This window comes from Sulfitobacter sp. HNIBRBA3233, from assembly GCF_040149665.1.
Lineage (GTDB): Bacteria > Pseudomonadota > Alphaproteobacteria > Rhodobacterales > Rhodobacteraceae > Sulfitobacter > Sulfitobacter marinivivus.
The window spans coordinates 1-26,842 of the sequence record NZ_JBEFLP010000010.1 but is presented as its reverse complement, the minus strand read 5'-3'; the positions used below and the strand labels follow the sequence as shown (position 1 = coordinate 26,842).

The following is a 26,842-nucleotide window of genomic DNA, read 5'->3' as shown; positions in this document are numbered from 1 at the left end:
AGACATCGTCTGATCCCCGACCCGCCCCTGCCCCCAACGCGAAACACCCGCCGCTCCCCGAAAGGGGGGCGGCGTTTGGCTGGGCCAGCGTCCCGTACCCTTGCGGTCCGTGACCGCCAATTGATTCCCGCAGCCCGAAATGTAGAGTTGGGATATAGCTGTGTTTTATTTTCAGCCTCACTTCATTTCAGGGAAGACTTACCATGGCGACAGGCATTACCGAGACCATTGGCGACGACGGAAATCTCGTCGGTACCGCAGGAGACGACAGGCTGACGGGGGGCGATTGGGCCTACATCCAGGGTCTGGACGGAAATGACACCCTCACCGGAGGCCTGCGCGCGGACCTTGTGGGGCAGAATGGCGACGATGTCATCACCGGTGCAGGGTGGGCCAATGTTCAGGCCGGTAACGGCAACGATACGGTCACGGTGGGCGAGAGGGCCTTTGTTCTGGGCGGCGCGGGAGACGACCTTCTGTCGGGCGGTGAAAACGCCACCCTGCGCGGCGGGACCGGTCAGGATACGCTGTCGGGCGAAACCGGCACGCATCTCTTGGGCGACTGGGGAGATGATCTGTTCCTGCGCACGGCGGGCAGTCACGCGATTAACGGAGGTCCGGGCAGCGACACCTACCGGTCGGACGTGCCATGGTCCGATCTGGCAGAGATCGCGCCCGTCGTGCCGGCGGGGGGCATGGCCCATGACGCGCGGATCGACGTGACCTACGCCGACGGCAGCACCGACCGGATCGCGGACGTTGAAACCTTCGAGTTCGGCGGGTCGGACGGGCTGCTGGATATAAACGATCTTATCTTCCAGAATTTCGTCGATGGCACCGACGGGCCCGATACGCTGGTCGCGGACGACACGCTGATCGAGGAATTGCAGGGCTTCGGCGGGGATGACCTGTTCCGCCTCGGGCTGGGGGCGGATGTGGTGTTGGGCGGCGCGGGCACCGACAACGTGACCTTCGACGGGTCCGATGCCTACCGTATCGAGGCCAGGGCGGATGGCAGCATCCGGGTGTTCCGCACGCCGGAGTTCGCCTCCCATGTGGTGGCGGTGACCGACAGCATCGAGAAGATCACCGGCACCTCGCGCGGGGATGGCTTCGCCGCCTCGGCGCAGACGCAGGTGCTGCGCGGTCTGGGTGGGGCGGACAGCTTTGATCTGCGGCAGGGCGACGGGGTGCATGTGGAGGGTGGCGCGGGGCGTGATGCGATCCGCTATGACACCACCCGCCTCTTCAGCATCGACGCGGATACGGATGTGTCGCTGCTGCGCGGGCGCGGCTGGAGCGGCGATGCCGCGGGCGATACCTATGCTGGGGTCGAAGATGTCTTTACCGGCAGCGGCAATGACCTGCTGACCGGCGATCACGGTGCCAACATGCTGTGGGGCAGGCACGGGGACGACACGCTGATGGGCAACGGCGGCGACGACACGCTTGTCGGGGGCAACGGAAGGGATGTCGCACTTTATGCCTTCGCGTTCGACCGCTACGAAATCACGGTAAAGGGGGCCTTTGGCAACCTGATCGAGGTGCGCCATCTGGACGGTCTGGAAGGCACGGACACATTGCTGAACGTGGATGTCTTGCACTTCGCAGATCGCACGCTGCCCGCGCACGATGGCGGCGTGCCCCGCACGGAGGGCACCGACGGCGATGATGTGCTGCGTGGGACCCCTGATGTGGAGGGAATATTCCTCGGGCTGGCGGGCGACGACGTGATCCTGCCGGGACGCGGCGGCGGCGAAAGCTTTGGGGATAGGGGCACCGACACGCTATCGTTCTACGATGTGGACCTGGCGGCGGGCCGTGGGATCAGGGTGGATCTGACCGCGCCGGGGTCAGGGCAGGTCGTGCTTTCGGATATTTCGTACTTCGCGCGCCACGACTTCGCGGGCATCGAAGTGGTGACAGGCACGTCCGCGGCCGATTTCTTCAACGCCGCCGCCCGCGCCACGGAGATGTCCATGCGCGGGCTGGGGGGTGCGGATGTCTTTGTTCTGTCTCAGGGGGCAGAGACGGTCGACGGTGGCGCCGGACGCGACAGGATCGTGTTCCGCTCCGAGCTCGATGGCACGGGCGTGAACATGTCGCTGCTGCGCGGGCGCGGATGGGAAGGCGATGCCGCAGGCGACCACTACACCGGTATCGAGGATGTTGTCGGTACTGCCTACAACGACACCATCACCGGCGATCACGGGGACAACCTGCTGCGGGGCGGAGTAGGGGACGATATTCTGATCGGCAACGACGGCGACGACTACCTCGACGGGGGGGGTGGTACGGATCGGGTGGTATTCGCTTATGACCAATCGGCCTACGAGATCACCCGCGAGGGGTTTCGCACGCAGGTCGATTATATCGGTGCGGACGGGGTCGATGGGAGGAACACGCTGGCTCACATCGAGGTGCTGCAATTCGCCGACGGGGATCTCGTTCTTTAGGGCAGCACATCCGCGCGGGTGTCGCCCAGCATGATGTCGTCGAGGTAAACGGTGAATGGCCGGCGGCTGGCGCCGCGGTAGATGCCGCTCTTGACCGCGCAGGCGCGCTGGCCGGCGGCCCAGCCGAGCGCGCGGCGGATGTCGGCGCGGCGGCGGCCGTCGACCCAGAGTTGCACGCGACCCTGCGGCCCCATGTCGAGGCCCAGTTCGATCTGAACCCAGCGTCCGCGCGGCATCGGCACGGACCACAGCGTCTCGAATGTATCGGCGTCGTTGCGCGCGATCAGCGCCAGCCGCCCGTCTGGTTCCAGATCCAGCGACACCGGCGGCGAGGTCGAAGTGCCATTCTGGTGGCATTGCAACAGCACCTGCCAGTCTTCGGGGACAGGTACATCGCGCGGGATCATCACCGACAGCCCCACGAACCATTCGCGACCATATGTCAGGTTGCCGTAAAGCTGTACCTCGGCGCGGTCCTTGGTTTGCCCGCGCGGGGTAGGCCCGCTGCTCAGCACCAGCACGTTCGATCCGCGCCGCGGGTCGTAGGCGCGCGCGGCGCTGGTGGCGCCTTCGAGCCTGAGGTGAAACCGCTTGGTGCCTTCGTAGAGATAGGGCAGTGCGATTTCGCTGCCTTCGAGATCGAGCAGGTAATAGGGCCCCGCCCGCGCCGCGCTGCTGCCGATCGACAGGCCCGCCAGAAGCGCGATGGCCATCGCGGCGCAGACCCGTGCGGCGGACCGGAGGCGGATCACGACGCGGCCTTTGGTGCGGTGGCCGACTGCACGGTCCCGTCGAGCGTGCCGAAATGGCGGTACATCACATCAAGGTAGACCGGCACCACGTCGATATGCTTGCGAAACGGCTCCTCGCGCAGGGTGACGCGTACCTGGCGGCGCGCCTTGGGGTCCTTTTGTTTCAGCTGGCGCAGGGCGCGGTCGATCTCGATGATATGCTGGCCGTAATATCCTGTCTGCTTGCCAAAGATCACCAACGCCTTGCCCCGGTATTCGTGCAGGCGGTTGCGCAGGATCGACGGCACGAGGTTGTTGAGCGCGGGCTTGTCCTCGATGTCGACGCGGCCGGTCATCGCGTAGACGATGCTGCGCAAATCCTCGAGCTGCCGCCAGTCGCGGTTTTCGGGAAACAGGAAATCGCCCAGCAGGATCTGCGGCTCACCGGCGATGCAGTTGCCGGATTTCAGGAGCAGCGCGATGCACAGCGCCGTCGTGGCCCCCTTGGACGTACCGGTCAGCCACAGATCCTTCGGCTTGGTCCCGGTTTCGGCCATCAGCTGGCGCAGCAGCGCGGCCACGGCCCAGCGGACCTCGGGCTCACCGGCGGTTTGCAGCAGGTAGTTTCCGTGGGCGCCGAAGTTGTCGTGTATGTGGACCACCGTGGCATCAAGCTGCCATTGCAGGCCGTAATAGGAGGTGCCGCAGCGCGCCGCCTGGGTATCGACACCGGGAAAGACCACGACCATCGGGCGGCCCGGGCGATGCGTGATCTCGTAGATCAGGCGAATGCGGCCCTGTTCGAAGACGCGGATTTCCTCGGCGCGGCGGGGGGCTTTGGGTTCGGCCTTGGCGCGGTGCTGCGCCAGTTCCGGCTTGGGCCGGGCGTCGCCGGTGACGACATTCTGCTCTTCTCGGGTCAGCAGGCGCTTCAGGCGCGGTTTAAAGCCCGACAACATCGATCAGCTCCTTACCCTCCGGCAGACGGTCGCGCAGCCCGGCAAATTGGGTATGACGCACCAGCGCGCAGATCACGTCCGCCTCTTCCAGCGCCTGTTCCAAGGATACCAGCGTGGTGTCGGTGCCCGCAAGGCTTGGGGGAAGCGCGTCGATATGCGGCTCTACGGCGAGCACCTTGCAGCCGAGCGCGGCAAAGCCTTCGACCACTCCCAGTGCGGGGCTTTCGCGCAGGTCGTCGATGTCGGGTTTGAAGGCGAGTCCGAGGCAGGCCACCTTGATGTCCTTCAGGCTGCGTTCGGGGGCTGCGGCGAGCACGTTCATCATCGCCTCGCGTCCCTTTGCCAGCACCCAGCCGGGTTTGCTGTCGTTGCGCTCGCGCGCGGTGCGGATCAGCGTGGCGGTTTCGGGCGCGGAGGCCACAATGAACCACGGGTCGACGGCAATGCAATGCCCGCCCACGCCGGCGCCCGGTTGCAGGATGTTGACCCGCGGATGGCGGTTGGCAAGGCTGATGAGTTCCCAGACGTCGATGTCGAAGGCATCGCAGATCATCGACAGCTCGTTGGCAAAGGCGATGGCCACATCGCGGCTGGAGTTCTCGGTCAGCTTGCACATCTCGGCGGTACGCGCATTGGTGATCACGCAGTCGCCCTTGACCACCAGCTTGTACATCGCGACGGCCATCTCGCTGGCGCGCGCGGTCATGCCGCCGATGATGCGGTCGTTGTCGACCAGTTCACGCACCACCTGACCGGGCAAGACCCGCTCGGGGCAGTGGGCGACCTGCACATCCGCATCCTCGCCCGCGTCCTGAGGAAAGCTCAGATCGGGGCGCGCGGCGGCCAGCCAGGTGGCCATCTGTTCGGTCGCCCCCACCGGCGAGGTGCTTTCGAGGATCACCAGATTCCCCGGGGCCAGAACCGGCGCGATCATCCGCGCGGCGGATTCGATATAGCTCAGGTCTGGTGTTCGGTCGGCGTGGAAGGGCGTGGGCACCGCGATGACGAAGGCGTCCGAGGGTTCGGGCACGGTGGTGGCGCGCAGTTTGCCGCCGGTGACGGCCTTGTGCACGATCCCGTCGAGTTCGGGCTCCACGATGTGGATCTTGCCGGCGTTGATCGTGTCAACCACCCGCTGGCTGACATCGACACCGATCACATCGGTTCCGCGCGCGGCGAACAGCGCTGCGGTCGGCAGGCCGATATAGCCCAGGCCAATCATTGAAATCGTCTTGAACATGGGGCTGCCTCTGTCTGGGGTCAGGCGTGTCGGGCCATGAGCGCATCCGCGATACGCTCGGCGGCCTGTCCGTCGCCGTAAGGGTTGAGCGCGCGGGCCATCTCGGCGTGGGCGGCGGGGTCGTCCAGCAGGCGCGTGACCTCGCGCCGGATCGTATCGGCATCCGTCCCGACCAGCCGCACGGTTCCCGCCTCGACGGCTTCGGGGCGTTCGGTGGTGTTGCGCATCACCAGCACCGGCTTGCCGAGGCTGGGCGCCTCTTCCTGCACGCCGCCGCTGTCGGTGACGATGATATGGGCCTGCTTCATCAGCCACACGAAGGGCAGATAATCCTGCGGATCGATCAGGTGCACATCGGCACTGTCGCCCAGAATGCGGCGCACGGGGGCCTGCACGTTGGGATTGAGGTGGACGGGATAGACGATCTGCACGTCACTGGCGGCGGCGATGTCGCGCAGGGCGGTGCAGATGTCCTCGAACCCCTGTCCGAAATTCTCGCGCCGGTGGCCGGTCACGAGGATCATCCGGCGCGCGGGGTCTATCATGTCGAACCGCGCGCGCATCTGCGCGTCCAGCGTGGTGTCGCTGTCAAAGCGCGCGACGATCTGGTGCAGCGCGTCGATGACGGTGTTGCCGGTGACGTGGATGTCCGTCTCGGCCACGTTCTCGGCGCGCAGGGCGGCGCGGGCAGTGGGCGTGGGTGCGAAATGCAGATCGGCGATCCGGCCCACCACGCGGCGGTTCATCTCTTCAGGCCAGGGCGCGGTGATGTCGCCGGTGCGCAGTCCCGCCTCGACATGGCCCACGGGCACCTGCGCATAGAAGGCGGCAAGGGCGGCGGCCATGGTGGTGGTGGTGTCTCCGTGCACCAAGAGACGGTCATAGCCGCCCTGCGCCAGGATATCCTTCATCGCCAGCAGGATGGCCGAGGTGATATCGGTCAGGTCCTGCCCCGGTTTCATGATGTTGAGATCGAAGTCCGGCACGATGCCGAAAAGCGTCAGCACCTGGTCGAGCATTTCGCGGTGCTGGGCGGTCACGCAGACATGCGTCACCAGCTCCGGAGTCTGCTTGAGCCGCTGCACGACGGGCGCCATCTTGATCGCCTCGGGGCGGGTGCCGAAAACAACAAGTACCTTCAAAGCGTTCTCTCTTTAATCGAAGTGGCGCATGCCGGGCCCGCGCAAGACGCCCTTTCGATAGCGGATCGGGCCCGGATTGCAACGCGAAAAGCGTGAAGCCCGGGGCGGGTTCAGCTTTGTCTGTAAAGGGCGCGGGCCGCGTCATGGGCCTGATCCTGCAAGGCGCGGGCGCGGGTACGGGCGGCATCGCTTGCGGCCACCAGACGGGTGCGCGCCAGCATCTCGCGCAGCGCCTCGAGAAGCGCGCGGGGCGCATCGGGGGCCACCACACGCCCCGCCGTTCCATCGCGACCGACCAGATCAGGCGGTGTGCCCCGGTCGTAACAGATCACCGGACGCCCGGCGGCCATCGCCTCCAGCACCGTGCGTCCGAAGCTTTCGGCCACGTGGCTGAGGCTGAGCACGATATCGGCCCGGGCCATCGCGCGCAGGGCATCGGGGGCGTAGCCTGCGTGCCGCAGGTTCTCGGGCAGCGGGGCCAGCGCGGCCAGATCGGCGCTTTGCGGCCCTATCGTCACGAAATCCGCCACCAGACCTTCGCTGTGGGCCGCACGGGCAAGGGCCACCAGATCGCCCACCCCCTTGCGCGCGGTCAGGCTGCCGACAAGTGCGACACGGGGCCGTGGGGGCGGGTCGAACGGCAGGTCAAACAGCGCGGAATCGACACTGTTGTGGACGATATCGGTCCGCTCCGCCGGGGCTTCCAGCCAGTCCGCCACTGCCTGCGAGTTGGCGACGAACCGGTCGCCGAGCGATTGCAGGAGCGTGCGCAGGTCCTCGGGGTGCAGGCCCAGACCATGGCACAGCTGCGGATCGCTGGCGGGAAGTTCGCGCAGGTGCAGCGTGACGGGCACAGCTTCGGCGCGCGCCGCCCGCGCCGGCGCCTCCAGCACGCCGGTGTTGACGTGGACCGCATCCGCACGGGCGTCGCGGATCACCTCGCGCAGTACCTCGACCGTTTCGGACGGGGGTGCGACACCGCCGAAAAGCCATGTGTAGGGTCTGATATAGACGTTCCGTGCGCGGGCGCGCAGGGCGTCGAGGTATTCCTCGTTCAGGCCCTGCGGCACCACCACCGACGGCAGGCACCCGGCCTCGCGAGCGCGGTCGAGCATGTCGAGCAGGCTGCGCTCGGCGCCGAAGATCTCGGCGCGGGCCTGGTGGCCGAAAAACAGCGGTCGCGGGCCCGGCCCGTCCGGCAGATCGCCCGCAAACGTTGGCAGCGGTGTGCCGTCCTGTGGCGCGCCTGCCGCCTGCCAGTGCAGCAGCGCTTCGGCGGGCGGGATGCCGTGTGCGCGCGCGTAGCCGCTGGTCGAGAACCGCGCCTGCGGATCGCGCCCCTCGGCCGCGCCCTTCTCGAGATAGTGGCGCAAGGGATCTTCCCCTGTCCGGCGCAGGTCAGGATAGCTGCGCAGATACCAGTCCGCGTCGAAATGCCCCGCGCGCAGCAGCCTCTCTGTATCGGGCGGATCAGCGGGGGGAGGATCGCCCACGGCCAGCGGGGCGGGCATATCGAAGGGGCGGCAGGTGGGGCGCTGCGGCAGCGGCTGATCGGGAGCCATGCGATCATGCCAGCGCGCGGCGGCCTCGGCATAGCTGCGCCGCGGGCCGTGGTGCAGCGTGGCGACACCGGTCTGCTCCCCGCCGGTCAGCGATGTATCGCTCTTGCGCCCGAAAGACAGCGGCAGCTCCGGCAGGATGTGCACCACCGCCGCGGCGCCGAAACGTGCGCGCAGCCTGTCGAGGTATTCGCTGTCGGCACCGGCGCGGGCGCGGTCCCAGTAGCCCAGCGTCTCGACCGCCGCGCGGTGGATCATCAACGAAGAGATATTGGGATGGACCAGCCCTTCGCCCTTCCACCAGCGGCTGATCCGCAGATCCGGCGTGGCCCGGACCCAGGACGACAGGCTGGCCGGCCCGTGCCCCAGCGCGCCAAGCTGGCGTGCGATGCGCGCGGGATGGGCCCAGTCGTCGGCATCGAGCAGGGTGATCACGTCACCGCGCGCCTCGGCCAGCCCCAGATTGCGCGCGCCGTAGGCACCGGGCTCGGCGGCGCCGTCGATCAGGCGGATGCGCGGATCGGCCTGCGCGTGGCGGGCCACCACCGCGGCAGTGGCATCGGTCGAGCCGTTGTCGATCACCAAGATTTCCAGCCGCTGCCAGCTTTGCGCCGACAGGCTGCGCAGGGCGGTAGCAATCGTGCCGGCGGCGTTGCGGGCGGGCATCAACACGCTGACCAACGGCCCCGACAGGATGCCGCGCCGGACCGGCGCATGCGCCGCGAGGGTGTCGAAGCGGGCGGTCTCTGAGCCACCGGCGTCGTCATGGAACAGGGACGGGGGCAGCACCCCGCGCCGCAGGAAGGGTAGAGCCAGACAACCGCGCCACGCGGCAGCGCCGCGCTTTGCCAGTGCGAGGTTGGCGCGGGCCAGCGCCAGATCGGGCAGGGCACCGTAGCGGCGGCGCGCCAGTGCAAGGATCCGCCCCGCGCGCGCAAGATGGCCGCAGACCAGCGCCGCCTCGGCCGCCAGAAGCGCTGTGTCCGGCAGGCCGAAGCCCTCGACGATATCGCGTTCCGTTTCGAGCGGGCGCAGCAGATCGTATGCGTGCCGCCAGTCGCCGCGCGCCGCCGCGCGATCCGCAGCGGCGCAGGCCGCGGCCACCCGTTCGGTCAGGCGGGGGTGGCCACGGGCCATCTCTTCCAGCGCGCCGGACCCGCCCTCGAGCAGCCCCATCGCCAGATCTCGCGCCCGCAGATCGGCGCTGACGAAACCGGGCTGGCGCCCCTCGAAACGGCCCTTGCGCAGGTAATGGCGCAGTGGATCGACCCCGGCCCGCGCCACGTCGGGATAGAGTTGCAGGTATCCTTGGGGATCGAAATGCGGGGCGCGCGGGCGTGGCAAGAAGAAAAGCTCCGGCGCGGGATGTCGCCCGCGCGATGTGGATGGTTCTTTACATGGCCCCGGATCGGGGCCATTTACGGGGCGCATTATCGGCTTCTTTCCGCCGGGGAGCCAGTTCATTCTATTGGGATTTCCGACATGGTATCCGAGCGCCACGCGCAGCCAGACTCCACAGCCTTCGCTGACGTGCAGACGCGGATCGAAACGCTCTACCTGCGCAGGCTGTCGCTGGAACAGGAGGTCCGCCAGCTGCGCGCGACCCATCCGGTGATCTGCCAGGTGCCGCCTGCGCCCAGTATCCTGATGCGCCTGCTGATGCGGCTTGTGCCGCGGCTGCGCCGGCGGCGCGAGCGCGCACTGGTTGCGGGCAGCGGGCTTTTCGATGCGGCGTGGTATCTCGACAGCTACCCGGACGTGGCGCAGGCCGGTGTCGATCCGCTGCGCCATTTTCTGGCTTCGGGGGCCGCCGAAAGGCGCGATCCCGGTCCCTATTTCGACACGGCCCATTATCTGGCACGGTATCCCGACATCGCGGCGGGAGGGATGAACCCGCTGGTGCATTACCTGCGCGCGGGCTGGCGCGAGGGCCGCGCGATCCGCCCCGGCATGGCCGAGGGCTGTTTAGGAGCGCGCGCATGAAACAGCCCCCCCTGCCGCAGCGCGTCGTCTATGTGGTCAGCCACAGCCTGCCCTATTCCAGCAACGGCTACGCCGTGCGCAGCCATGCGGTGGCCACGGCGCTGAGCGAGCTTGGCCACGAGGTCGTCGTGATCAACCGCCCCGGTCGCCCGTGGAGCATCGAGGGCTTCGATCCCGCGCGCACCATCCCCACCGACCAGCGGATCGACGGGGTGCGGTATCTGTTCCTGCCGCTGGGGGCCGCGCCCGAGGACGGGCAGCGCGCGCGGCTGCGCGCCGCAGAAAACGTGCTGGCCGAGACTTTCGATATCCTGCGTCCGGGCTGCGTGATCGCAGCCTCGAACTGGGAAAACGCCGAACCCGCGCAGAATGCCGCGCGGCGCTACGGCTGTGCCTTTTTCTACGAACAGCGCGGGTTCTGGGACATGGCCCGCGGCGAGACGGACAGCGCTCTCTCGGAGGCCGACGCGGTGGCGGCCAAGCGCAGCCGCGACTACGAGACACGCATCGCGCGCGACGCGCGGGCGGCCTTCACGCTGGGAACGGCGATGAAAGAGGAGATGGTGCGCCGCGGTGTGCCCGCCGAGCGTATTCACCTGATGCCCAACGGGGTCTCGGACCCGCGCCCCGGCGGCGCGCCGCTCAGCCGTGCGGATCTGGGAATCACGGCGCGGCACCTCTTGGGATACATCGGATCGCTGTCGTCCTACGAGGGGCTGGAACTGCTGGTCGAGGCCACGGCCCGGCTGCGTGGCGAGGGAGTGGATGCAGCCCTGCTGGTGGTGGGGTCGGATACGCCCAAGGGTCTGGTGGATGCGGACGCCGCATCCCCGCGCGCCCGTGCGCTGGCCGATCTGGCCGCGACACGCGGGATTGCCGCGCATGTGCATCTGGTCCCGCAACAGCCGCAGTCGCGCATCGGCAGCTATACCCGTCTGCTCGACGCTTTCGTGATGCCACGGCGGCGGTCGGACATGACCCAGATCGTGCCGCCGATCAAACCCTACAGTGCCGCCAGCTACGGTGTGCCCGTGCTGATGACCGACATGCCGCCGCTCGACGAGGTGGCGCAGGACATCGGCGCCGCCCTGTTTGCCGAAGGGGATGCAGCGGCACTGGCTACGGCGCTGCGCGCCACGTTCGAGCGCGAGGCCTCCGGCGCGGCAGAACTGCGTCCGGGCCTGCGCTGGACCCACCGGGTACGACCCCTGTCGCGGCTCTTGCAGGGCGAGGCGCAGGCACTGGCCAGCGCCGCCGCGCAGGGCGTGACCGGCCACCAGACGCGCCCGCAGCACGCTGGTTTCGACATCACCCGCCTGCCGCAGGTGGCCTTGGGACAGCAGCGCGGCACTTTGGCCTATCTTGGCCCCGAAACCGCCCCCACCGATCCGCGCTATGACGCGACGCGCCGGGTGCAGCTGACGCGGTCCAACATCCTGGCAGAGCTCGCCACCCGCGCGCCGGGGGTGTTTCTGGTGGACTGGCCCGCCTTGCGCGCCACCGGCAATCCCGACTGGGACGGGCTGTGGTCGATCGACGACATGCGGCTCAACCGGCTGATGATGACCGCCACGCGCATCGCCACCGAGCGCGGCTGGCAGTGCCATGTGGCGGGCCCCATCCAGCGCTCTGCCGCGCCGCTGTTCCGGACCGTGTCGCAGGTGTTCGAGGAGATCGTGCCATGAAGATCGCGGTGCTGGCGGAGCAGAACTTCAACCTCATTGACGGCTCGACGATCTGGCTGCTGAACGTATGCAAGCTGCTGGCGCTGCAGCCGGATTTCGAGGTCACGCTGCTGCTGAGCCACCGTCTGGAAAACCGGGTGCTGGCCGACGAGGTGCCCGAGCGGATCCGCATCGTCGACATGGCCGGGATTGCGGCGGTCACCGGCAGCCGTGCCACGTCACTGAGCGCGGATACGGTGCTGGCGACTCTCAGCGACTGGGAAGCCGCCGAAGGGGCGTTCGACCGTATCTTCGTGCGCGGCACCGCCTATCTGGAAGAGCTTTTGTCGTCGCGTGTGCTGGCCCCCAAGGTCGTGGGCTATGCCCCCAGCGCGATCCCGGACGTGGCCGAGCCCGAACCCGACTGGGTGCGGCAGGGCCGCGCCGGGCGGATGCCGCTGGTGGTCCAGAGCGAGACCGCGAAGACGGCGCTGGAATCGCTCAGCGATTATCCGGCCCATGTGGTGCATGTGGTGCCCCCCATCGTCTTTCACTCCGGCGAGATGCCCACCCGCGATCCCGATCGCGCGGTGCTGTGTTATTCGGGCAAGATCGATTTTCACTACGGCATGGACTGGCTGCTGGAAATCGCGCGCGCCGTTGGCGACTACGACGGGCTCGGCGTCAGCCTGATCGCGGGCAAGGATACCTATCGCCCACGGTTCCGCGACTTCTTTCGCCAGATGGACCGTTTCCGCGCCGATCTGGAGGCGGGGCATGTCGGAGGCGTCGATCTGGTCGCCAACGTGCCCCACGCCGAGGCAAAGCGGAGGATGGGGCAGGGCGATTTCGCCTATTGCCTGCGCCACGACCGCTACGATGACGTGATCGAAATCTCGACCAAGATCGTCGAATTCTGCACGCTGGGGGTGGCGCCCATTCTCAATGACAACGCGCTCAACCGCGCGCTGTTCGGCGACGACTATCCCTATTACGTCGACATCGCGCGCGAGGATGTGCCGGCCCGTGTGCTCAAGATCATGGCGGGCAAGGGCAGCGACAGCTACGCGGTGGCGCAGGCACGCATCGCGCAGGTGGCCGCGGGCTTCGCCGCCGAGACGCTGTCGGACCGGCTGGCCACGGCGATCCGCGGGGCGCCCGCGGATCTGGTGCTGAGCCCTGCGCCGCGTCACGTGATGATCGCCACCCACGAGCCGAAGTTCCTGCGCCAGTTCTGCGACTACCTGCGCGGCGACCCGCAGATCACGCTGGGCTGGCAATACTGGCAATCGACCACCAAGCCGAAAAGCAAGCTGGGCATCCCCGACTCCGTCGATACCATCCTGTGCGAATGGTGCTGTGAGAACGCGGTCTGGCACAGCCAGAACAAGCGCGAGGGCACCCGCCTGATTGTGCGGCTACACCGTTTCGAGGCGTTCCGCGATTTCCCCGAGCGGGTGAACTGGGACGCCGTCGATGCGTTGATCGTGGTCTCCGAGCATTTCCGCGACCTGATGATCGACCGCTTCGGCGTGCCCGCCGGCATCATCCACGTGATGCCGCAGTATATCGACTGGCACGCCCTCGACCGGCCCAAGCTGGCGCAGGCGCGCTTTACCCTGGGCCTGGTGGGGATCAACCCGTTCGATCACAAGCGCTTTGACCGGGCGATTGATTTCTTTGCCACCCTGCGCGCCGCCGACCCGCGGTTCACGCTGGCCGTGCGCAGCGTCATGCCTTGGGAAATCGACTGGGTCTGGAACAACCGCGAGGAAGACCGCGCGCGTTTCGAGGCGGTCTTCGAGCGGATCTTCTCGGATCCCGATCTGGTCGGGTCGATCCGCTTCGATCTGGCGGGCAGCGACATGGAGGAGTGGTACCGCGGCGTCGGCACGATCCTGTCGAGTTCGGACACCGAAGGGTGCCATACTTCCGTGCTCGAAGGGATGGCGGCGGGGTGCTATCCGGTGGTCTATGACTGGCCCGGCGCGCGGTCGCTGTTCGATCCTTACGTGCACGCCGACATGGCCGATGCGATCTTGGGGCTGCGCGCCTTCGCGGATCTTGGCGATGCGGATCTGGCCCGCGCGCGCGCGCAGATCGCGGAGCGTGCGCGGCCCCATGACGTCAAACGCTTTGCCCAGGATTTTTTCAGGCTCTGAGAGGTACTTATCGATGGCAACACCCCCCAAGAAAATCACCTTCGAGGATGTGGAGCGCGACAGGCGCGCCTTTGCCAAGAGCCTGAAGGAGTTTCAGGCGCAGAAGGGCAAGTATCACAATCCCGCCCCCGAACTGCCGCTCGAGAAGCTGTCGTCCTGCGAGTTGCTGCCGAACCGCTATGCGCTGATCGACAAGGTCCGCAAAGGCGGCACCATGGCCGAGATCGGCGTGGACAGGGGCGATTTCTCTCTCCAGATCCTGCGCCGGTGCGAGCCCGACAAGCTGCACCTGTTCGACATCGACATCTCGCGTCTGGTCAATCCCGAAATCCGCGCCGAACTGGCCGACGGGCCGGGCCGGGTGCAGACCCATGTCGGCGACAGCTCCGCCAATATGTCGAAGATGCCCGACGCCAGTTTCGACATGATCTACATCGACGGCGATCACGCCTACGAGGGGGTGATGAAGGACGTGGAAGCGTCGATCCCCAAGCTGAAACCCGACGGGGTGCTGGTGTTCAACGATTACACCACGTGGTCGGCCTCGACGATGTTCCACTGCGGGGTGGCACGGGCGGTGCACGAGACCTGCCTGCGCTATCCGTTCAAGTTCCGCTACATGGCGTTGCAGACGATGCTTTACAACGATGTGATGCTGGTGCGCGACTGACGCGGCGGCGTCAGCCCGGCGTCCCCCGCCCGAAGAGGGCCGCAAAGAACGCTTCGGACACTTCATGCGGTGCGCGCGCGGCCAGCGCGTCGCGGTCCGGACCCGCCAGCGCGGGGCCGTCCTGCAAGCACTCCGCCATGACGCGGTGCAGACCATCCGCAGCCTCGGGATCGTAAAGACGCCCGCCCAGCGGCACCATCGCCGCGGCCCCCGGCCCCTGCGGCATCACGAACGGGCGCCCGAACGTCGCCGCCATCAGCGCCGCGCCCGAATTCAGCGTTCCCCTGTAGGGCAGCATCATCACGTCACAGGCCCGGTGCATCATCTGGATCTCGCTGTCCTCGATCAGCCGCGGCAGCAGGGTGATCTGCGGGTGCGCCGCCGCGTCGCGCGCGAGGGCACGGGCGACCTCGCGGTCCGCGGGCAGCCCCCCGGCCAGAAGCGCCACGGAACTCTCTGGGCAGGTCGCGGCCAGCGCGCTGAAGCTTTCCATCAGCCGGTCGGTATTCTTGTAGCCTTGCAGCGATCCGAAAGCCCCGAAGACAAAGGCATCGCGGGGCAGGCCGAGCTGCTGGCGGGCGGCCAGCCTGTCGATGCTGTCGGGCACCGCCCCGTGGTAGGTCATGTGCGGCACGCAGAACCACGGCGGGGCCGGGCGGTCATAGGTCTGCTCCAGCAGCGGGACGTGATCGGCATCCATCACGTGCAGAAGATCGAAGCGGTCGAAAACCCACCGCCGCAGGGCAAGATAAGTGTCGGGGAAGGCCCCGTCATGCGGAAAGAGATTATGTGCCGTCCACAAAAGCCGCGCCCCGGTGCGGGTGGCGAAGGCCTCGATCTGCGCGATTGTCCGGTCCAGACGTGCGCGCGCGTCCGCCTCGGACAGGGCGGAAGTGAAGATTGAGGCGAACCAATGGGCGTGCAGCAGCACCGGCCCGGGCCAGGAAACATGGGCGAGGTCCTGCGGATGGCGCACGCCCGCGACCACCGTATTGTGGTGGGCGGCCCGACCGTAGAGCAGCACCTGATAGCGGTTGCCCCATGCGGGCGGCAGGCTGAGCAGCAGGGTGGGCGCGCGTCCTTCGGGGTCGGGGATGCTGCGATGGTGGCGGTCCCACAGATCGCCCAGCAGGACGGCGGCGGTCTCTTCGGTCAGCAAGGGCAGGGGCAGCGACATCACCGGACCTTTCGTGGGAAAGCTGCACGGGCGAGAGAATACGCATCCGTATGGTCTTGGGCCGTATCGGCGGTTGCGGCGATCAGGGCATCTGCGGCGAGGCCCCCGGCGAGCAGCGTGCCGTGCAGGGCCTGCGGGGCCAGCACCGCCTGCGCGGCGGCCAGACAGCGCAGCGTCTGCGCCTGGTCCAGCCTGCCGGCCTCGGTCTCAGCGGCGGGCAGTTGCGCCACTTCGAGAACCAGCGGAAGCCCCTGCGCGCGCGCCACCGCCAGCGCGGTCAGCAGAATATCGCTGTCGCCACAGCCGTGGACCAGCCCGGCGGCTTCGCGTGCGGCGATTTGCGCGGCAAAGGCGGCCTCGAAGACGAGGCGCGTCTGTTCGGGGATCTTCAGCGGATCCAGCCCCGCAGCCTGCGGGCGCACCACCCGCAGCGGGCCATCCGCCACCACCACCGGACCATCGGGCTGTGTCACGTCCTGCGCCGCTGCCAGCGGCAGGCAGAGTATCGCGCGGGTGTCCGGCGCAGGAGGGGGCAGCGTTCCGGCATCCGCGCGCAGGTGCAGCACGCACAGCGGGTCGCGCGCGGCCTGTCCTGCCGGGCCAAGCGCCGGCAGCCACTGCGGATCGAGCGGGGCGAGCCGCCGCTCCAGTTGTGCCGCGCGCGTGGCGAATGTGTCTTCCTGCGGCACGAGGATCGCCAGCGCTTTGCTGCAGGCCAGTTCCAGCGCAATCCTTCCGGTGGCCTGCGCCAGTTGCAGGGTCGCGCGCAGTTGCACCACGCTTTGCCGCGCGGGGTCGAGCCCGTCGCACACGGTCTGCGCATCGACAGCACCCGCGTCCAGATCCGACAGGACCGGTGGGGTGGCGTTCTCTGCCGAGGCGGTGAGGGTGAAGACCGCGTAGGCGGCGTCTTCGGGGGCCAGAAAACAGGCCCTGAAGCTGTGATCTCCGGCGGACAACGCCACGTCGCGCGCGGGCGGCAATGTCCCGATCCGCGCGCAGCCCGTTCCCGTCGCCTCGGCGAGCGGCTGGCCCTCGGCGTCGAAATAGGTGGGCACGGCGAGCACCTGATGGGGCGGGGCGGAGAGGGTGCCGGTGACAGCGACCCACGTGCCCGGGCGGACCGGCAGCAGCCCTACGCCCAGCAGATGAAGCTGTGACAGGGCCACGGCCTCCCATAGGGACGAGCCCGGCAAGGCCCCGACAAGGGCTGCCACGCGATCGGGATCAAGCGACGCATCCTGCCAGCGCCGGTCAGCGGGCAGGGCGTCCAGATGGACGGCGGGCGCGGGATCGAAAGCGCAGAGCGCGGGCGGCGTGCACATCTCCAGCTGCCAACCGTTGTCGACATCGAGAAGCCGCCAGAGCATCCGCACCGCCCCCGCGGGAGGCGCGAAGGGCCGGGCCAGAGAAAAGCTGCCGTCCGCGGCCATCAGATGCGCGGGAGGGGTGCGCAGGGGGATGTGGTTCATGAAACGGTCCGAGCGCGAGAGATTGTCGCCCTGCAGCTGGATCGGCGCGCCCTGCGCATCCTCGAAAACCAGCTGCAAAGCGCCCAGCTTCGTACTGGTGCCTCCCACCGCCCGCAGCCTTGCGCGCAGCCCGATCCGGTCGTCACCCTGACCGACAGGCAGATCCACGCGGCCCTCGGCGGCGGTGATCGCGGGATCGCCCAGCCAGATCAGGCGCATGTCCCGCAGCGCCCAGTCACGCCCGCCGATCCAGTGCAGCAGGCGGATCTGCATCTGCTGCGCATGCGCGGGAACCGTCACGCTGGCGGTGCCGCTCAGGGCTCTGGCCCCCGGTGCGATATAGCGAAACGCCCCGGCGGCGGCAGAGGTCGGCAGGTTGGGCGGCGGATCGACCCGCGCCCCGTCACCGTCGACAAACCGCACCGAGGCGAGGATGCCGCGCTCTTCCAGCGGGGTCGTGCCGGTAAAATCGAACAGCATGTCATAGCTTTCGCCGGGCCGGACATCGAAAGTGCGGGTCGCGATGATCCGGTCCGCCAGCTGCGCCTCGGCGATCGCTTCGGCGTCAAGGGGCGTGGCAGGATCCAGCGCCATCTTCCGGAGCAGCCGCACCGCCCCGGCCTGCCAGCGGTGCAGTTCGACCGTGAGCCGCACCGCCCCCGCGGGGACCCGGAAGACGAGATCGACAGGCGTCGGGCCGGATTTCCCCGGCCGTCCGATATAGCGATATGTCCCGAAGATATCAGAACTGAGAAACCCTTCGCCGGCGCTTTCCTCGGGCAGGACGGTGCCGCCGGCGTCCTCGAAGACGAAGCGCAGAAGGGCCGGATATTTGGCGCCGGCCTCCACGACCTGTGCGGACAGGGTCAGCCGGTAGGAGACACCGGCCAGTACCTCTGCAGTCAGATCGGCGATCGGGTCGGACACTGGTTCATCCTCTTGGCGGGGCTGCTCCTGCATTCCGCAATCCGGTACCGCCGTCAAGCATACCCCCCGCCGTTGCGTGAAACCTCCACACGGTGGGCGGTGCTGTCGGGGTTAACCATAATGGACTTGTCATAGTAATCCCCTCTGATCTTAGGGATATGCAGAAGTAAAATTTTCTCGGCAGTATGAACGAGGAGATTTCGATTGAAGAAGACACGACCCACAGAAGCCCAGATCATGGGCGTGCAGCGCCAGATGGAGGGCGGTGTTCCTGCCGTCGAGCCGTGCTGAAAGCCCCCTACCATCGCGCCCGATTGAGCGCGGGCGTCTCGGCCCAGACCTGCTGCCGCATGTTCTGGTCAACAAACATGCATGTCACCTGCCGCTCTATCGCCAGAGTAGCATCTTCGAGCGCGATGGGATCGACATTGATCGCTCAACGCTGGCCGACGGGGGTGGTAAATCCACTGCGCTTCTGAAGCCACTAGCGGATACCATCGGACGGCATGTATTGGCTGGGCAGGCCATCTTTGCTGATGATATGCCCGTTAAAATGCTCGCCCCCGGCACCGGAAAGACAGCAACAGGGCGCCTTTGGGCCTACGGCGCGACGAGAGGCCATGGGGCAGCAGCGTTCCACGCACCAGCTGGTATCAGTTCTCGTCAGATCGCAAATGGCAGTATCCCAAGGATAATCTTGCAGAGTATAAGGGCTGGATGTATGCGGATGGATATGCTGAGTTCGAAGACCTCTATTGCTCGGGCAACATCTGCGAGGTCGCCTGCATGGCGCATGTCCGACGCAAGTTCGCGGACGTCCACAGGGCTCGGCAATCGCCGACGAGGCCATCAAGCGCATCGCGCAACTCTACGCGGTCGAGAAAGAAGCCCGCGGATCGCCACCCAATCACCGCATCGAGGTCCGTCAAGGGCAGGCAAAACCGGTCTTCGACGCGCTGGCAGTCTGTTTGCACACCCAACTGCTCAGCATTTCGGGCAAATCGCCGCTGGCGGGAGCAATCCGTTATGCCCTGATGCCCATTTCGCGGCTCTGGCCATACCTCGATCACGGTATCCTTGAGCTGGACAGCAACACCGCCGAACGTGCGATGCAATCCGTCGCCATCGGTCGTAAAAACTATATCTTTGTGGGCTCAAAAACCGGCGGCAAGGCTGGCTGACACACTCGCCCGCATCCCAGACTACAAGATCGACCGCGTCGACGAGCTGCTGCCATGGAAAACTGCATCTTAGGGGCGGTCAGACTGGACGCTTACCTTGCGAAGTCTCGCTTGGTTGCTTTTTGACATGTGCCACGTAACATAGCCTCAATAGAAATTCTCTTGGAACGACGATCTAAAATGGACAATAAGAACCCAGCGATCTCAAGGTTTGCCAGACATCAAAGCAATATCGTTAACCGCGAACTTGATTTTGCTTATATTGCAATCGCCAAAGCTTCAAATACTACCATAAGGCATGGCTTGCTTGGCGCGCTCGGCCTGAGCAGTGACGACACCTTCAATGGAAATCCCGTAAAGGAAATCATTCACAGGCAGGACGACGGCCCATTTAATTACGAGCCACTTTCAAAGCTTTCCAAAAACCCCACATCCCTGATTTTTACGGTCGTAAGAAATCCTTGGTCTCGTATAATGTCATGTTACAGAGACAAGTTTCTTTTTAAGTTCCATGAGCCGTTTCGCGAGTATGGGATGAGGCCGGACTACTCATTCTCCGATTTTGTTGAACACATAAGCCGTATACCGGACCGGGATGCTGAAATACACTTCAGGTCACAGCGAACTCAAATCTTCTTTCAGGGCAGCCTCGTACCTAACCTCATACTCCGTACAGAAACAGTGTCCCAGGACTGGCGCCTGGTGCAATCATATTTTGAGGGGAAACACGGTATCTCACTCCCCGATCTTGGCCGCTTTGCCGCGAGAGAAGGTTCCACCGAAAAGTTCAGCGTTTCACAGAAAGATATCGATATTATTTCAGAACGCTACGAGGGTGATGTGAAACTCTTCCGCTACTCACTGCCGGAAGGTATTCCAACTTGAAGCGCCTCCTGCCTCTGCGTGTTCTGACCTTGTAGCCAAGGCTCGGCATGCTGGACGCCCGCCTCGGTTTAGACTCAGGACTCATAACCAATAGATGACGGCTGCTGTGAGGGCGATGGCAGACAGGAAGACCTTCGGACACCTGTCGTATCGTGTCGCAACGCGTCGCTAACCCTTTAGCCTGCCGAACATGATCTCGATCCGGTTCCGGCGTTTGTAGCGGCGCTTGTCGTATTTCACCGCCTTCTTGCGCCGCTTACGGCCGGGTATGCAGGCGCGTATCCCTTTGTCTTTCAATGCCTCTCTGAACCAGTCGGCATCATAACCGCGGTCCCCGAGCAACCAAACGACATCCGGCAAACTACTGAGCAGTGCCCGAGCGCCGATGTAGTCGCTGACTTGTCCGGCGGTGACGAAGAGGTTGAGCGGTCGGCCCTGCCTGTTGCAAACGGTGTGCAGTTTAGTGTTCATGCCACCCTTCGTCCAACCAATCAGGCGTCCACACCCCCCTTTTTCACGGCCAAACTGGTCACCGTTTGGTGGGCTGTGAGGTAGGTGGCGTCGATCATCACGGTCTTCGTCTCACCGTGCTCGGCAGCCAGAGCAGCCATCATTTGCGCGAAGATGCCTTTGTCGCTCCATCGCTTCCAACGGTTGTAGAGCGTCTTGTGTGGACCGTAGGCGGTGGGTGCATCGAGCCACTGCAAGCCATTGCGATTGATGAAGTTAATCCTACTCACCACACGTCGGTTATCGGCGCGTGGCTTGCCGTGTGACTTGGGAAAGAAGGGCTCAAGACGCGCCATCTGAGCGTCGGTCAGCCAAAACGGATCGGACATGTTCACCGCTCATTTTTTGGGCTATGAGTCACGCCATACTTGGGAAATTAATGGGTCCTGACCATAGGAGCTTTTACCAATAGATGACTGCGGGTTCTGGCCCTGGCGTTTGGCCCGCACCGTTCTGAGAAGTTTTCCGGCGCTCCCGTCAAGATCCCTCCAGCTGACCACCATCTCCAGTTCTACTGCCTGCTTTCTCCAATTGCCGGCGCTCGATATCCAATCTGGCTGCATTGATGGTGTTCTGGGCCTCATCAGTCCACGCGGATTCCCCTCTCGCTCTCCAAGCTTGTGCCATGACACCCCAAACCTCTTATTCCATACCATCGGGATCAGGATGGGCTTCGCCACTAGACCCGGTCAAGAAGGTTGCATGTTGTCTGATTGCATCCACTCGAAGGCTTTCGAGACCGCCGTCTGGAACGACCTTCATTCCCTGTCACCCGCGCGTATAATGGTTGCGGCGGTCAGGACGGGGAGATGGCCAATGAGGCCATCATTTTCGGCTCAGGCTTCAAGTGTCCTGTCCAAGTTTGACGACAAGAGGAGATTGGCCACGGTGATCAGGTTGCTCCGGTTCGATTCCTCTTGATTCATGATCACTTCGATCCCTGCCGCCACTAATTTGCGGGCCGCCGAGAGAAGACACGCGCTTGTACAAAACAAGATCACCCTGCATACATTGCCTACCGGTGCACTAGCGCACCCCCACACAAAGTACTTGATGGAATGGCTTTATGACGGATAATAATTATACAAGAATTGTTTTTGCCAACGACTTTCTGCGGATAGATGACACGCGGCCAAGTGAGAGAAATAACCCTCAAGAGGTCAATATAGCATGGTTCCGTCATCTGCTTGGAATGGTCCCCCAAGTTATCAACAAGCCGGCCAGCATACTTACTCCGGAAAAAATTGACGAAACACGAACAAGCATTTTTAAGCGATGCGGATTAATACCCTCCACAGATTCCTGGGCAAAAATTTACAATCAGGAACTTGATAAGTCGACCAAAGAGCAGCTTGCAGACTTTCTTGAGGGAAGTCTGGTTTTGATATTTGAAGCGCCGAAATATCTGATATCAATGCTAGAAGAGTATGGTATCGAATATATTGATTTCACTATACACCCTATCCGGTTTCTACCAGATTACGCACTTGGTGTCAGGACTAACATCGACCACTTTAGAGAAAAATTCCAAGAAATCAAAATCGGCACCCGCGAGATATCTCTTCACGCGCGGTTGTTAAAAGCACTCTCTCAAAGAAAGATACTGACAGCATCGAATGCCATTCCGGAAGGAAGTGTTGTGTTCTGTGGCCAAACTCAAGTGGATGCATCGCTCATCAACGACGGGAAGCTCTACGATAAAGTTGATATAGAAATATTCCTGATGGAACTGACAAACGAATTTGGGAATGTATATTACAAAGGTCACCCACATGCCCATTATAAAGAGTGGATGACAGATGTAGTTAGCAGAAATCCAAAAGTTAAAATTTTGGAAAGAAATATTTATGATGTACTTGCTGACGATAACTTTGTATTAGTATCAAGCATTTCCTCAAGCGTACTTTATGAGGCTCAATATTTTGGCCGAGATGTTCGAACACTGTCCACACGGGAAAAACCATTTACGCTAATGAATGAAGCAGCAGCTAAAAACCAGTACATCCCCATTCACCCAAATTGCCTTGAAGATTCTTTCTGGGAATACCTGTTGAGTAACAAAATTGACAGTCTCCCCGATGCAACCTTGCATCTGAGCGATGGCGCGCTCAAAAGGTCGATTTCCATGCAGTGGGGGCGCTAACCGTGATGGAATTTGCTGATAAAGAGCCTATTACTTTTTTTTTCGATGCAACGCGTCTTCTTGCTAGAAGAAAGGCGGAGACGCCCACGGGAATTGACCGGGTCGACCTTCGGTACGCACTTTATCTCGAAAAAAAAGAGAACGTTGATCTAAGACTTGGTTTTTCGCACGGTCAGAAGTTTTTCGTCCTTCCTTTCCGCTTCTCCGATGCGCTGCTACGTCATCTGGAAGATCTATGGCTCTCTGACAAAATTACCGTGTCAAGAGGAGAGAGCGCCGCTTTCAAAACGCTACATGAAATAGCAAAGACGCCCGAGAAACTGCTCGCGCTGGCGGAATCCGGCCCTTGGCCAAAGACTGCAGCATATATAAATTGTTCACACTCAAACATCTCTTCGGCAAAATTCCTTGAGAATATTTCGCTGCAATTCTCGGAGGAGATGATATTCTATATCCATGATATCATTCCGATGACACACCCAGAATATGTCAGAAAGGGCGATAAGGATACCCATACACGAAGAATTGAGAATGTTCTTCAATATGGACGGACTCTGCTCGTCAACTCACTGGACACGGAAAACAAAATCAGGAAGTTCTGTGAAGAGACAGGGGCGCTTCTGCCGGATTTCCACTTGTCCATCATTGGCGTCGAGCCAAAGTTTTTTGCTAGCCGCCAAGCGGATATGGATACCGAACCATATTTCGTCATGGTCGGAACTATAGAGCCCAGAAAGAACCATCTGTCCATGCTTCTGGTATGGCGTGACCTGGTGGAATCCGGCGTGCTGGACATTCCGAAGCTTGTGGTCATCGGTCGTCGGGGTTGGAGTTCCGAGAACGTCTTCGCGCTTTTGGACGAGTGCGATGCGATCGCCCCCCACGTGATCGAAGTTGGTACGGCTTCGGATGCCGAGGTGATTTCTTACCTGTCAGGATGCAAGGCGCTGCTGTTCCCGACCTTTACAGAGGGCTGGGGGATGCCTCTCGCTGAAGCTTTGGCGCACGGTGTGCCGGCGATTGCCAGCGATATTCCTGTTCTTCACGAGTCGGGAGCGGGGATACCCGAGTACATACATCCACTGGATCTCAAGTCATGGCGTGATTGTATTCTTGACTATGCGCAAGCTGGTTCTAAAGCGCGGGCGGAGCAGATTGAACGGTTAGAGAAATTCAATCCACCAAAGTGGCAGGACAGTTACGGGGCACTGGACAAGGTGGTGGAAAAACTGCTGACCCATCACACTCTAGGAACGACAGGTCTTAACCACCCCTTTGATCGCTTGAGTGATCAAGGTGCGCAAGATCATGATTGGGAATATTCGAAGATTGACGAGGAGACGATAGAATTCGAGAATTGGTATCCCCGACAGACTGACAGTAAGGGGCGGTATTACCGCTGGAACGGACAAAGCAGCACGGCTAGGCTCGCTATTCGCGACCGCCTGCGCGATGCATCCTTCCTGTCGATTTCAGTCCGCTGTTTGTACGGTCTGAGCCTGGATTCAGTCCTTACCGCCGTTGCGGTCAATGGACGGCAAGCGGACTACCGGGAAGTTTCCAGCAATGATCTTACTGAAATAATTGTTGATCTGAGCAATGCGGACCAAAGCAACAGTCTGCTCATCACGTTCTTCCTGGGGGAGCGTCGCAGACCTGTCGATCTTAACCTCAACACTGACACCCGATCACTTGGATTCAACTTTTTTTCAATGTCATGGCTTTCTTTAAAAGAGTCACTGAAGGGGCCCGAAGGACTTGATTCAGAAAGTAATCCTTGACACTTGCGAGGTGAGCGCCCGTCCTCACTGCTCTGCCGCGCATCTCAAGTTCCAAGAGCGTGATAGCCGAGAGAAAGAGTGCCGATGGGCCCTGAAAGTTGAAGCATCTCAACTCGGTCATCAGGAGAGGATCAGCGCTTGAAAAGCGCCAGATCGTATCCAAGGAATGGGGAGCACCTCAGGCAGGGCACGCGCCCAATTCGCACTAACTATGGCAACCTGCAAGCTCGCCAGGTTAACGAAATTTCTCGCACTCTGATAGAAACTGGACAACTCTGGCTCGTGGCTCGCAGCCTGGCTTTCACGGCTGCGAGCCACGACGATAAGAATCTTGTCTTTCCAACCAGGCTTTTCAGAAATCTAGATCCAAATCGTTATTCTACAGGTAAATTTGCGTCCACTCACCGCATCTTTGCGGCCTCCGTAAGTTCCAGTAATCCCTCCAAAGCTTTGCGAAAAGGCTCATCCAACTCAATATCGTTTTTCAGGGCGGCCATTCGGAACATGACGACCACACCCTGTTCGGCTTGGCTGAGTGGAAGTCCGAGCGTGTCGCACAGGACCTCGTAAATGCCTGGGTGATATTCTGCGATGGCGGCAAGAAGCAATGTTGATTGATCCAAGCCAAGTGTTTGTGCCAACGCGGGGATGCGATCAAGCGGTACACGAGTCAGTCCTTGCTCAATCATCTTCAAAGTACTGGAATGGGTGAAGCCCACGCGATCTGCGATCTCTCGTTGTGTGAGGCCTGACTCCTCAATGCCTTTCGTGATCATCTGGGCTGTAGGGCTGTAGGTCATGCGCTGTTCTCCTGACTGTTTATTGCGATGATGCGATGTACTAGCAGTCAGTGTGATGTCCTTTTGCGGCGCGCCTTCTAGCGGCGCTGCCGTGCAGAGCCACAGAGCGCGTTGTAGAGCGATGTAAAGGAGCTGTGTTTGAGACGGATCATTCTTGTCCCAGCTGTTGTGCAGAGCCTCGCGCGTTCAGGCCAAGCCAACGGAAGAGACGAGCTTCAGGTCGAACCGACCTGGCCGAGATGATGAGCCAAAGCACGGTGGATTTTGGACACCCTTGCCATTTTAGACAAAATTTGAAGCGAACTTTACCGCCAATTTGCTCCGATAGGCGTTAGACGCTGAGCGGAAGTATTGTATTTACGGCCTATAAACTGGACTGTGGTATTCAAGCAGCGCATTCGCCCAGCCGTGCGAGATGTGTCGATATTTCGGAACGGGTTGTTAGCCAGATCGATTTATCGTTTCGGCATATCTTTGCAATCTCGTCGATAGCCCAGGCAGCGGCGGGGCGACCATAGCAGTGTCCATGGGCAAAAATATCGAGGATGATCGTTTCCGGGGGTTGCGCCTGAATCCCGGCGAGGGCCTCTTTGACGAGATCGACAAATTGTCCAGGCGTCCTGCCAAAACGCATTGCGTGCGGCAGGTCGTTGAACTCGACAGACATCGGGATGGCGAGGATGTTGCCCTCTCTAAATTGCTGGACGTAGGGATGGTCGCCATCCAGCACATCAGCGTGCCAAGCGTAGCCCTGCGCCAATAAAATCTCTTGTATCTCGGTTGACGACGTTACCCGAGGGCTGATCCAACCCGCAGGACGCTGGCCAATCGCCGCTTCGATTAGCTCGGTCGTGCGGGTGACTGAATGCAGCGCGTCTTGCGTGGACAGGGTCGGGAAGACCATGTTCTGAGCCATCCCGTGCCCAACGATATCATGTCCCCGTTCTGCATAGGCGCGCAATCGCTCTGGAAAGGCTTCGGCCACTAGACCGGAGGTCATCAGCGTGGCAGGAATGTCGTGGCGCTCAAGGATGGAAACCAGTCGCGGGATGCCGTGGGTGGCGTTGTAGCGCCCGTAGCTGTCGGCATTAGGGTCGAACAGACCGTCTGCCAGCATGTTGCCCATCGGACCGACACCCGAGGTGACGCCGGGCGACCACATCTCGTAGGCGAGGTTGAACACGACGGCGATCCGGCGGCCCCCCGGCCAACATAGATCCTGAGTTAAATGCAGCTTTTCGCATTCATTTTCAGTCATGATATTCCCTGTTTTCCGGCCATAGCGACCGCGGCAGCTACGTTTGCAACAGCATAAGGTCGGAAAAGACCTGCGAAAACTTCATTTATTTCACGGCTTGCTGCACATGATGCACTCTATGAGATGCATGATATGCAGGTTG

General features: G+C 62.8%; 17 protein-coding genes and 3 pseudogenes. 10 read left to right on the top strand and 10 right to left on the bottom strand.

Translation table 11 applies throughout. The features are described from left to right. Positions 1-203 precede the first annotated feature (203 nt). Positions 204-2,456 (top strand): calcium-binding protein, encoded by a 2,253-nt coding sequence (locus ABMC89_RS18775; RefSeq protein ID WP_349570734.1) that lies wholly within the window; start codon positions 204-206, stop codon positions 2,454-2,456. Here the strand turns inward: ABMC89_RS18775 and ABMC89_RS18770 are convergent. The 5 genes from ABMC89_RS18770 to ABMC89_RS18750 all read right to left on the bottom strand — a co-directional run bounded on the left by ABMC89_RS18770 (position 2,453) and on the right by ABMC89_RS18750 (position 9,431). Further along, a complete protein-coding gene (locus ABMC89_RS18770; RefSeq protein ID WP_349570732.1) occupies positions 2,453-3,208 on the bottom strand; it encodes a heparin lyase I family protein in 756 nt (251 codons plus the stop codon). The two genes, ABMC89_RS18775 and ABMC89_RS18770, sit on opposite strands and share 4 nt — an antisense overlap. Next, the gene (locus ABMC89_RS18765) at positions 3,205-4,146 is read right to left on the bottom strand and encodes a hypothetical protein (protein ID WP_349570730.1); all 942 of its coding nucleotides are present in this window, start codon (positions 4,144-4,146) and stop codon (positions 3,205-3,207) included. The genes ABMC89_RS18770 and ABMC89_RS18765 overlap by 4 nt, the downstream gene beginning before the upstream one ends. Further along, complete coding sequence (wecC, locus tag ABMC89_RS18760; RefSeq protein ID WP_349570728.1) at positions 4,130-5,386, bottom strand: UDP-N-acetyl-D-mannosamine dehydrogenase; 1,257 nt, start codon at positions 5,384-5,386, stop codon at positions 4,130-4,132. The genes ABMC89_RS18765 and wecC overlap by 17 nt, the downstream gene beginning before the upstream one ends. Positions 5,387-5,406: 20 nt before the next feature. After that, the gene (gene wecB / locus ABMC89_RS18755) at positions 5,407-6,528 is read right to left on the bottom strand and encodes a non-hydrolyzing UDP-N-acetylglucosamine 2-epimerase (RefSeq protein WP_349570726.1); all 1,122 of its coding nucleotides are present in this window, start codon (positions 6,526-6,528) and stop codon (positions 5,407-5,409) included. Between the two features lie 110 nt (positions 6,529-6,638). Further along, entirely contained in the window at positions 6,639-9,431 is a 2,793-nt protein-coding gene (locus tag ABMC89_RS18750; RefSeq protein ID WP_349570724.1) for a glycosyltransferase, read from the bottom strand. A gap of 138 nt (positions 9,432-9,569) precedes the next feature. On the opposite strand from ABMC89_RS18750, the gene ABMC89_RS18745 reads away from it, so the two are divergent. From ABMC89_RS18745 to ABMC89_RS18730, 4 genes are read left to right on the top strand one after another with little or no spacing between them, the layout of a single operon-like run. Further along, positions 9,570-10,070: a hypothetical protein gene (locus tag ABMC89_RS18745; RefSeq protein ID WP_349570722.1), complete on the top strand. Its 501-nt coding sequence runs from the start codon at positions 9,570-9,572 to the stop codon at positions 10,068-10,070. Further along, positions 10,067-11,755: a glycosyltransferase gene (locus ABMC89_RS18740; protein ID WP_349570720.1), complete on the top strand. Its 1,689-nt coding sequence runs from the start codon at positions 10,067-10,069 to the stop codon at positions 11,753-11,755. Before ABMC89_RS18745 ends, ABMC89_RS18740 begins: the two co-directional genes overlap by 4 nt. Further along, positions 11,752-13,896: a glycosyltransferase family 4 protein gene (locus ABMC89_RS18735; RefSeq protein ID WP_349570718.1), complete on the top strand. Its 2,145-nt coding sequence runs from the start codon at positions 11,752-11,754 to the stop codon at positions 13,894-13,896. The genes ABMC89_RS18740 and ABMC89_RS18735 overlap by 4 nt, the downstream gene beginning before the upstream one ends. Before the next feature lie 13 nt (positions 13,897-13,909). Further along, positions 13,910-14,566, top strand: a complete 657-nt coding sequence (locus ABMC89_RS18730; RefSeq protein ID WP_349570716.1) for a class I SAM-dependent methyltransferase — start codon at positions 13,910-13,912, stop codon at positions 14,564-14,566. 10 nt (positions 14,567-14,576) lie between these two features. On the opposite strand, the gene ABMC89_RS18725 is transcribed toward ABMC89_RS18730, so the two are convergent. Both ABMC89_RS18725 and ABMC89_RS18720 read right to left on the bottom strand, forming a co-directional pair. Continuing rightward, positions 14,577-15,743, bottom strand: coding sequence for a glycosyltransferase (locus ABMC89_RS18725; RefSeq protein ID WP_349570714.1), 1,167 nt, complete (start codon positions 15,741-15,743; stop codon positions 14,577-14,579). Further along, positions 15,743-18,142: a hypothetical protein gene (locus tag ABMC89_RS18720; protein ID WP_349570712.1), complete on the bottom strand. Its 2,400-nt coding sequence runs from the start codon at positions 18,140-18,142 to the stop codon at positions 15,743-15,745. The genes ABMC89_RS18725 and ABMC89_RS18720 overlap by 1 nt, the downstream gene beginning before the upstream one ends. Positions 18,143-18,407: 265 nt before the next feature. Between ABMC89_RS18720 and ABMC89_RS18715 the strand changes: the two are divergent. From ABMC89_RS18715 to ABMC89_RS18700, 3 genes and pseudogenes are all read left to right on the top strand, one after another. Beyond that, a pseudogene (locus ABMC89_RS18715) lies at positions 18,408-18,734 on the top strand (transposase); the annotation flags it as partial. Between the two features lie 125 nt (positions 18,735-18,859). Continuing rightward, positions 18,860-19,323, top strand: a pseudogene (locus tag ABMC89_RS18705) (IS66 family transposase). Between the two features lie 180 nt (positions 19,324-19,503). After that, the gene (locus ABMC89_RS18700; RefSeq protein ID WP_349570708.1) at positions 19,504-20,208 is read left to right on the top strand and encodes a sulfotransferase family 2 domain-containing protein; all 705 of its coding nucleotides are present in this window, start codon (positions 19,504-19,506) and stop codon (positions 20,206-20,208) included. Positions 20,209-20,289: 81 nt separating this feature from the next. On the opposite strand, the pseudogene ABMC89_RS18695 reads toward ABMC89_RS18700, so the two are convergent. Beyond that, a pseudogene (locus tag ABMC89_RS18695) lies at positions 20,290-21,047 on the bottom strand (IS5 family transposase). A gap of 737 nt (positions 21,048-21,784) precedes the next feature. Here ABMC89_RS18695 and ABMC89_RS18690 point away from each other — a divergent pair. After that, positions 21,785-22,861, top strand: a complete 1,077-nt coding sequence (locus ABMC89_RS18690) for a hypothetical protein (protein ID WP_349570706.1) — start codon at positions 21,785-21,787, stop codon at positions 22,859-22,861. 5 nt (positions 22,862-22,866) lie between these two features. Next, a complete protein-coding gene (locus tag ABMC89_RS18685) occupies positions 22,867-24,642 on the top strand; it encodes a glycosyltransferase family 4 protein (RefSeq protein ID WP_349570704.1) in 1,776 nt (591 codons plus the stop codon). Positions 24,643-25,043: 401 nt separating this feature from the next. Here the strand turns inward: ABMC89_RS18685 and ABMC89_RS18680 are convergent, their stop codons facing one another. Next, positions 25,044-25,442: a helix-turn-helix domain-containing protein gene (locus tag ABMC89_RS18680; RefSeq protein ID WP_349570702.1), complete on the bottom strand. Its 399-nt coding sequence runs from the start codon at positions 25,440-25,442 to the stop codon at positions 25,044-25,046. A gap of 385 nt (positions 25,443-25,827) precedes the next feature. Then, entirely contained in the window at positions 25,828-26,700 is an 873-nt protein-coding gene (locus ABMC89_RS18675; RefSeq protein ID WP_349570700.1) for a polysaccharide deacetylase family protein, read from the bottom strand. Positions 26,701-26,842: the final 142 nt, after the last annotated feature.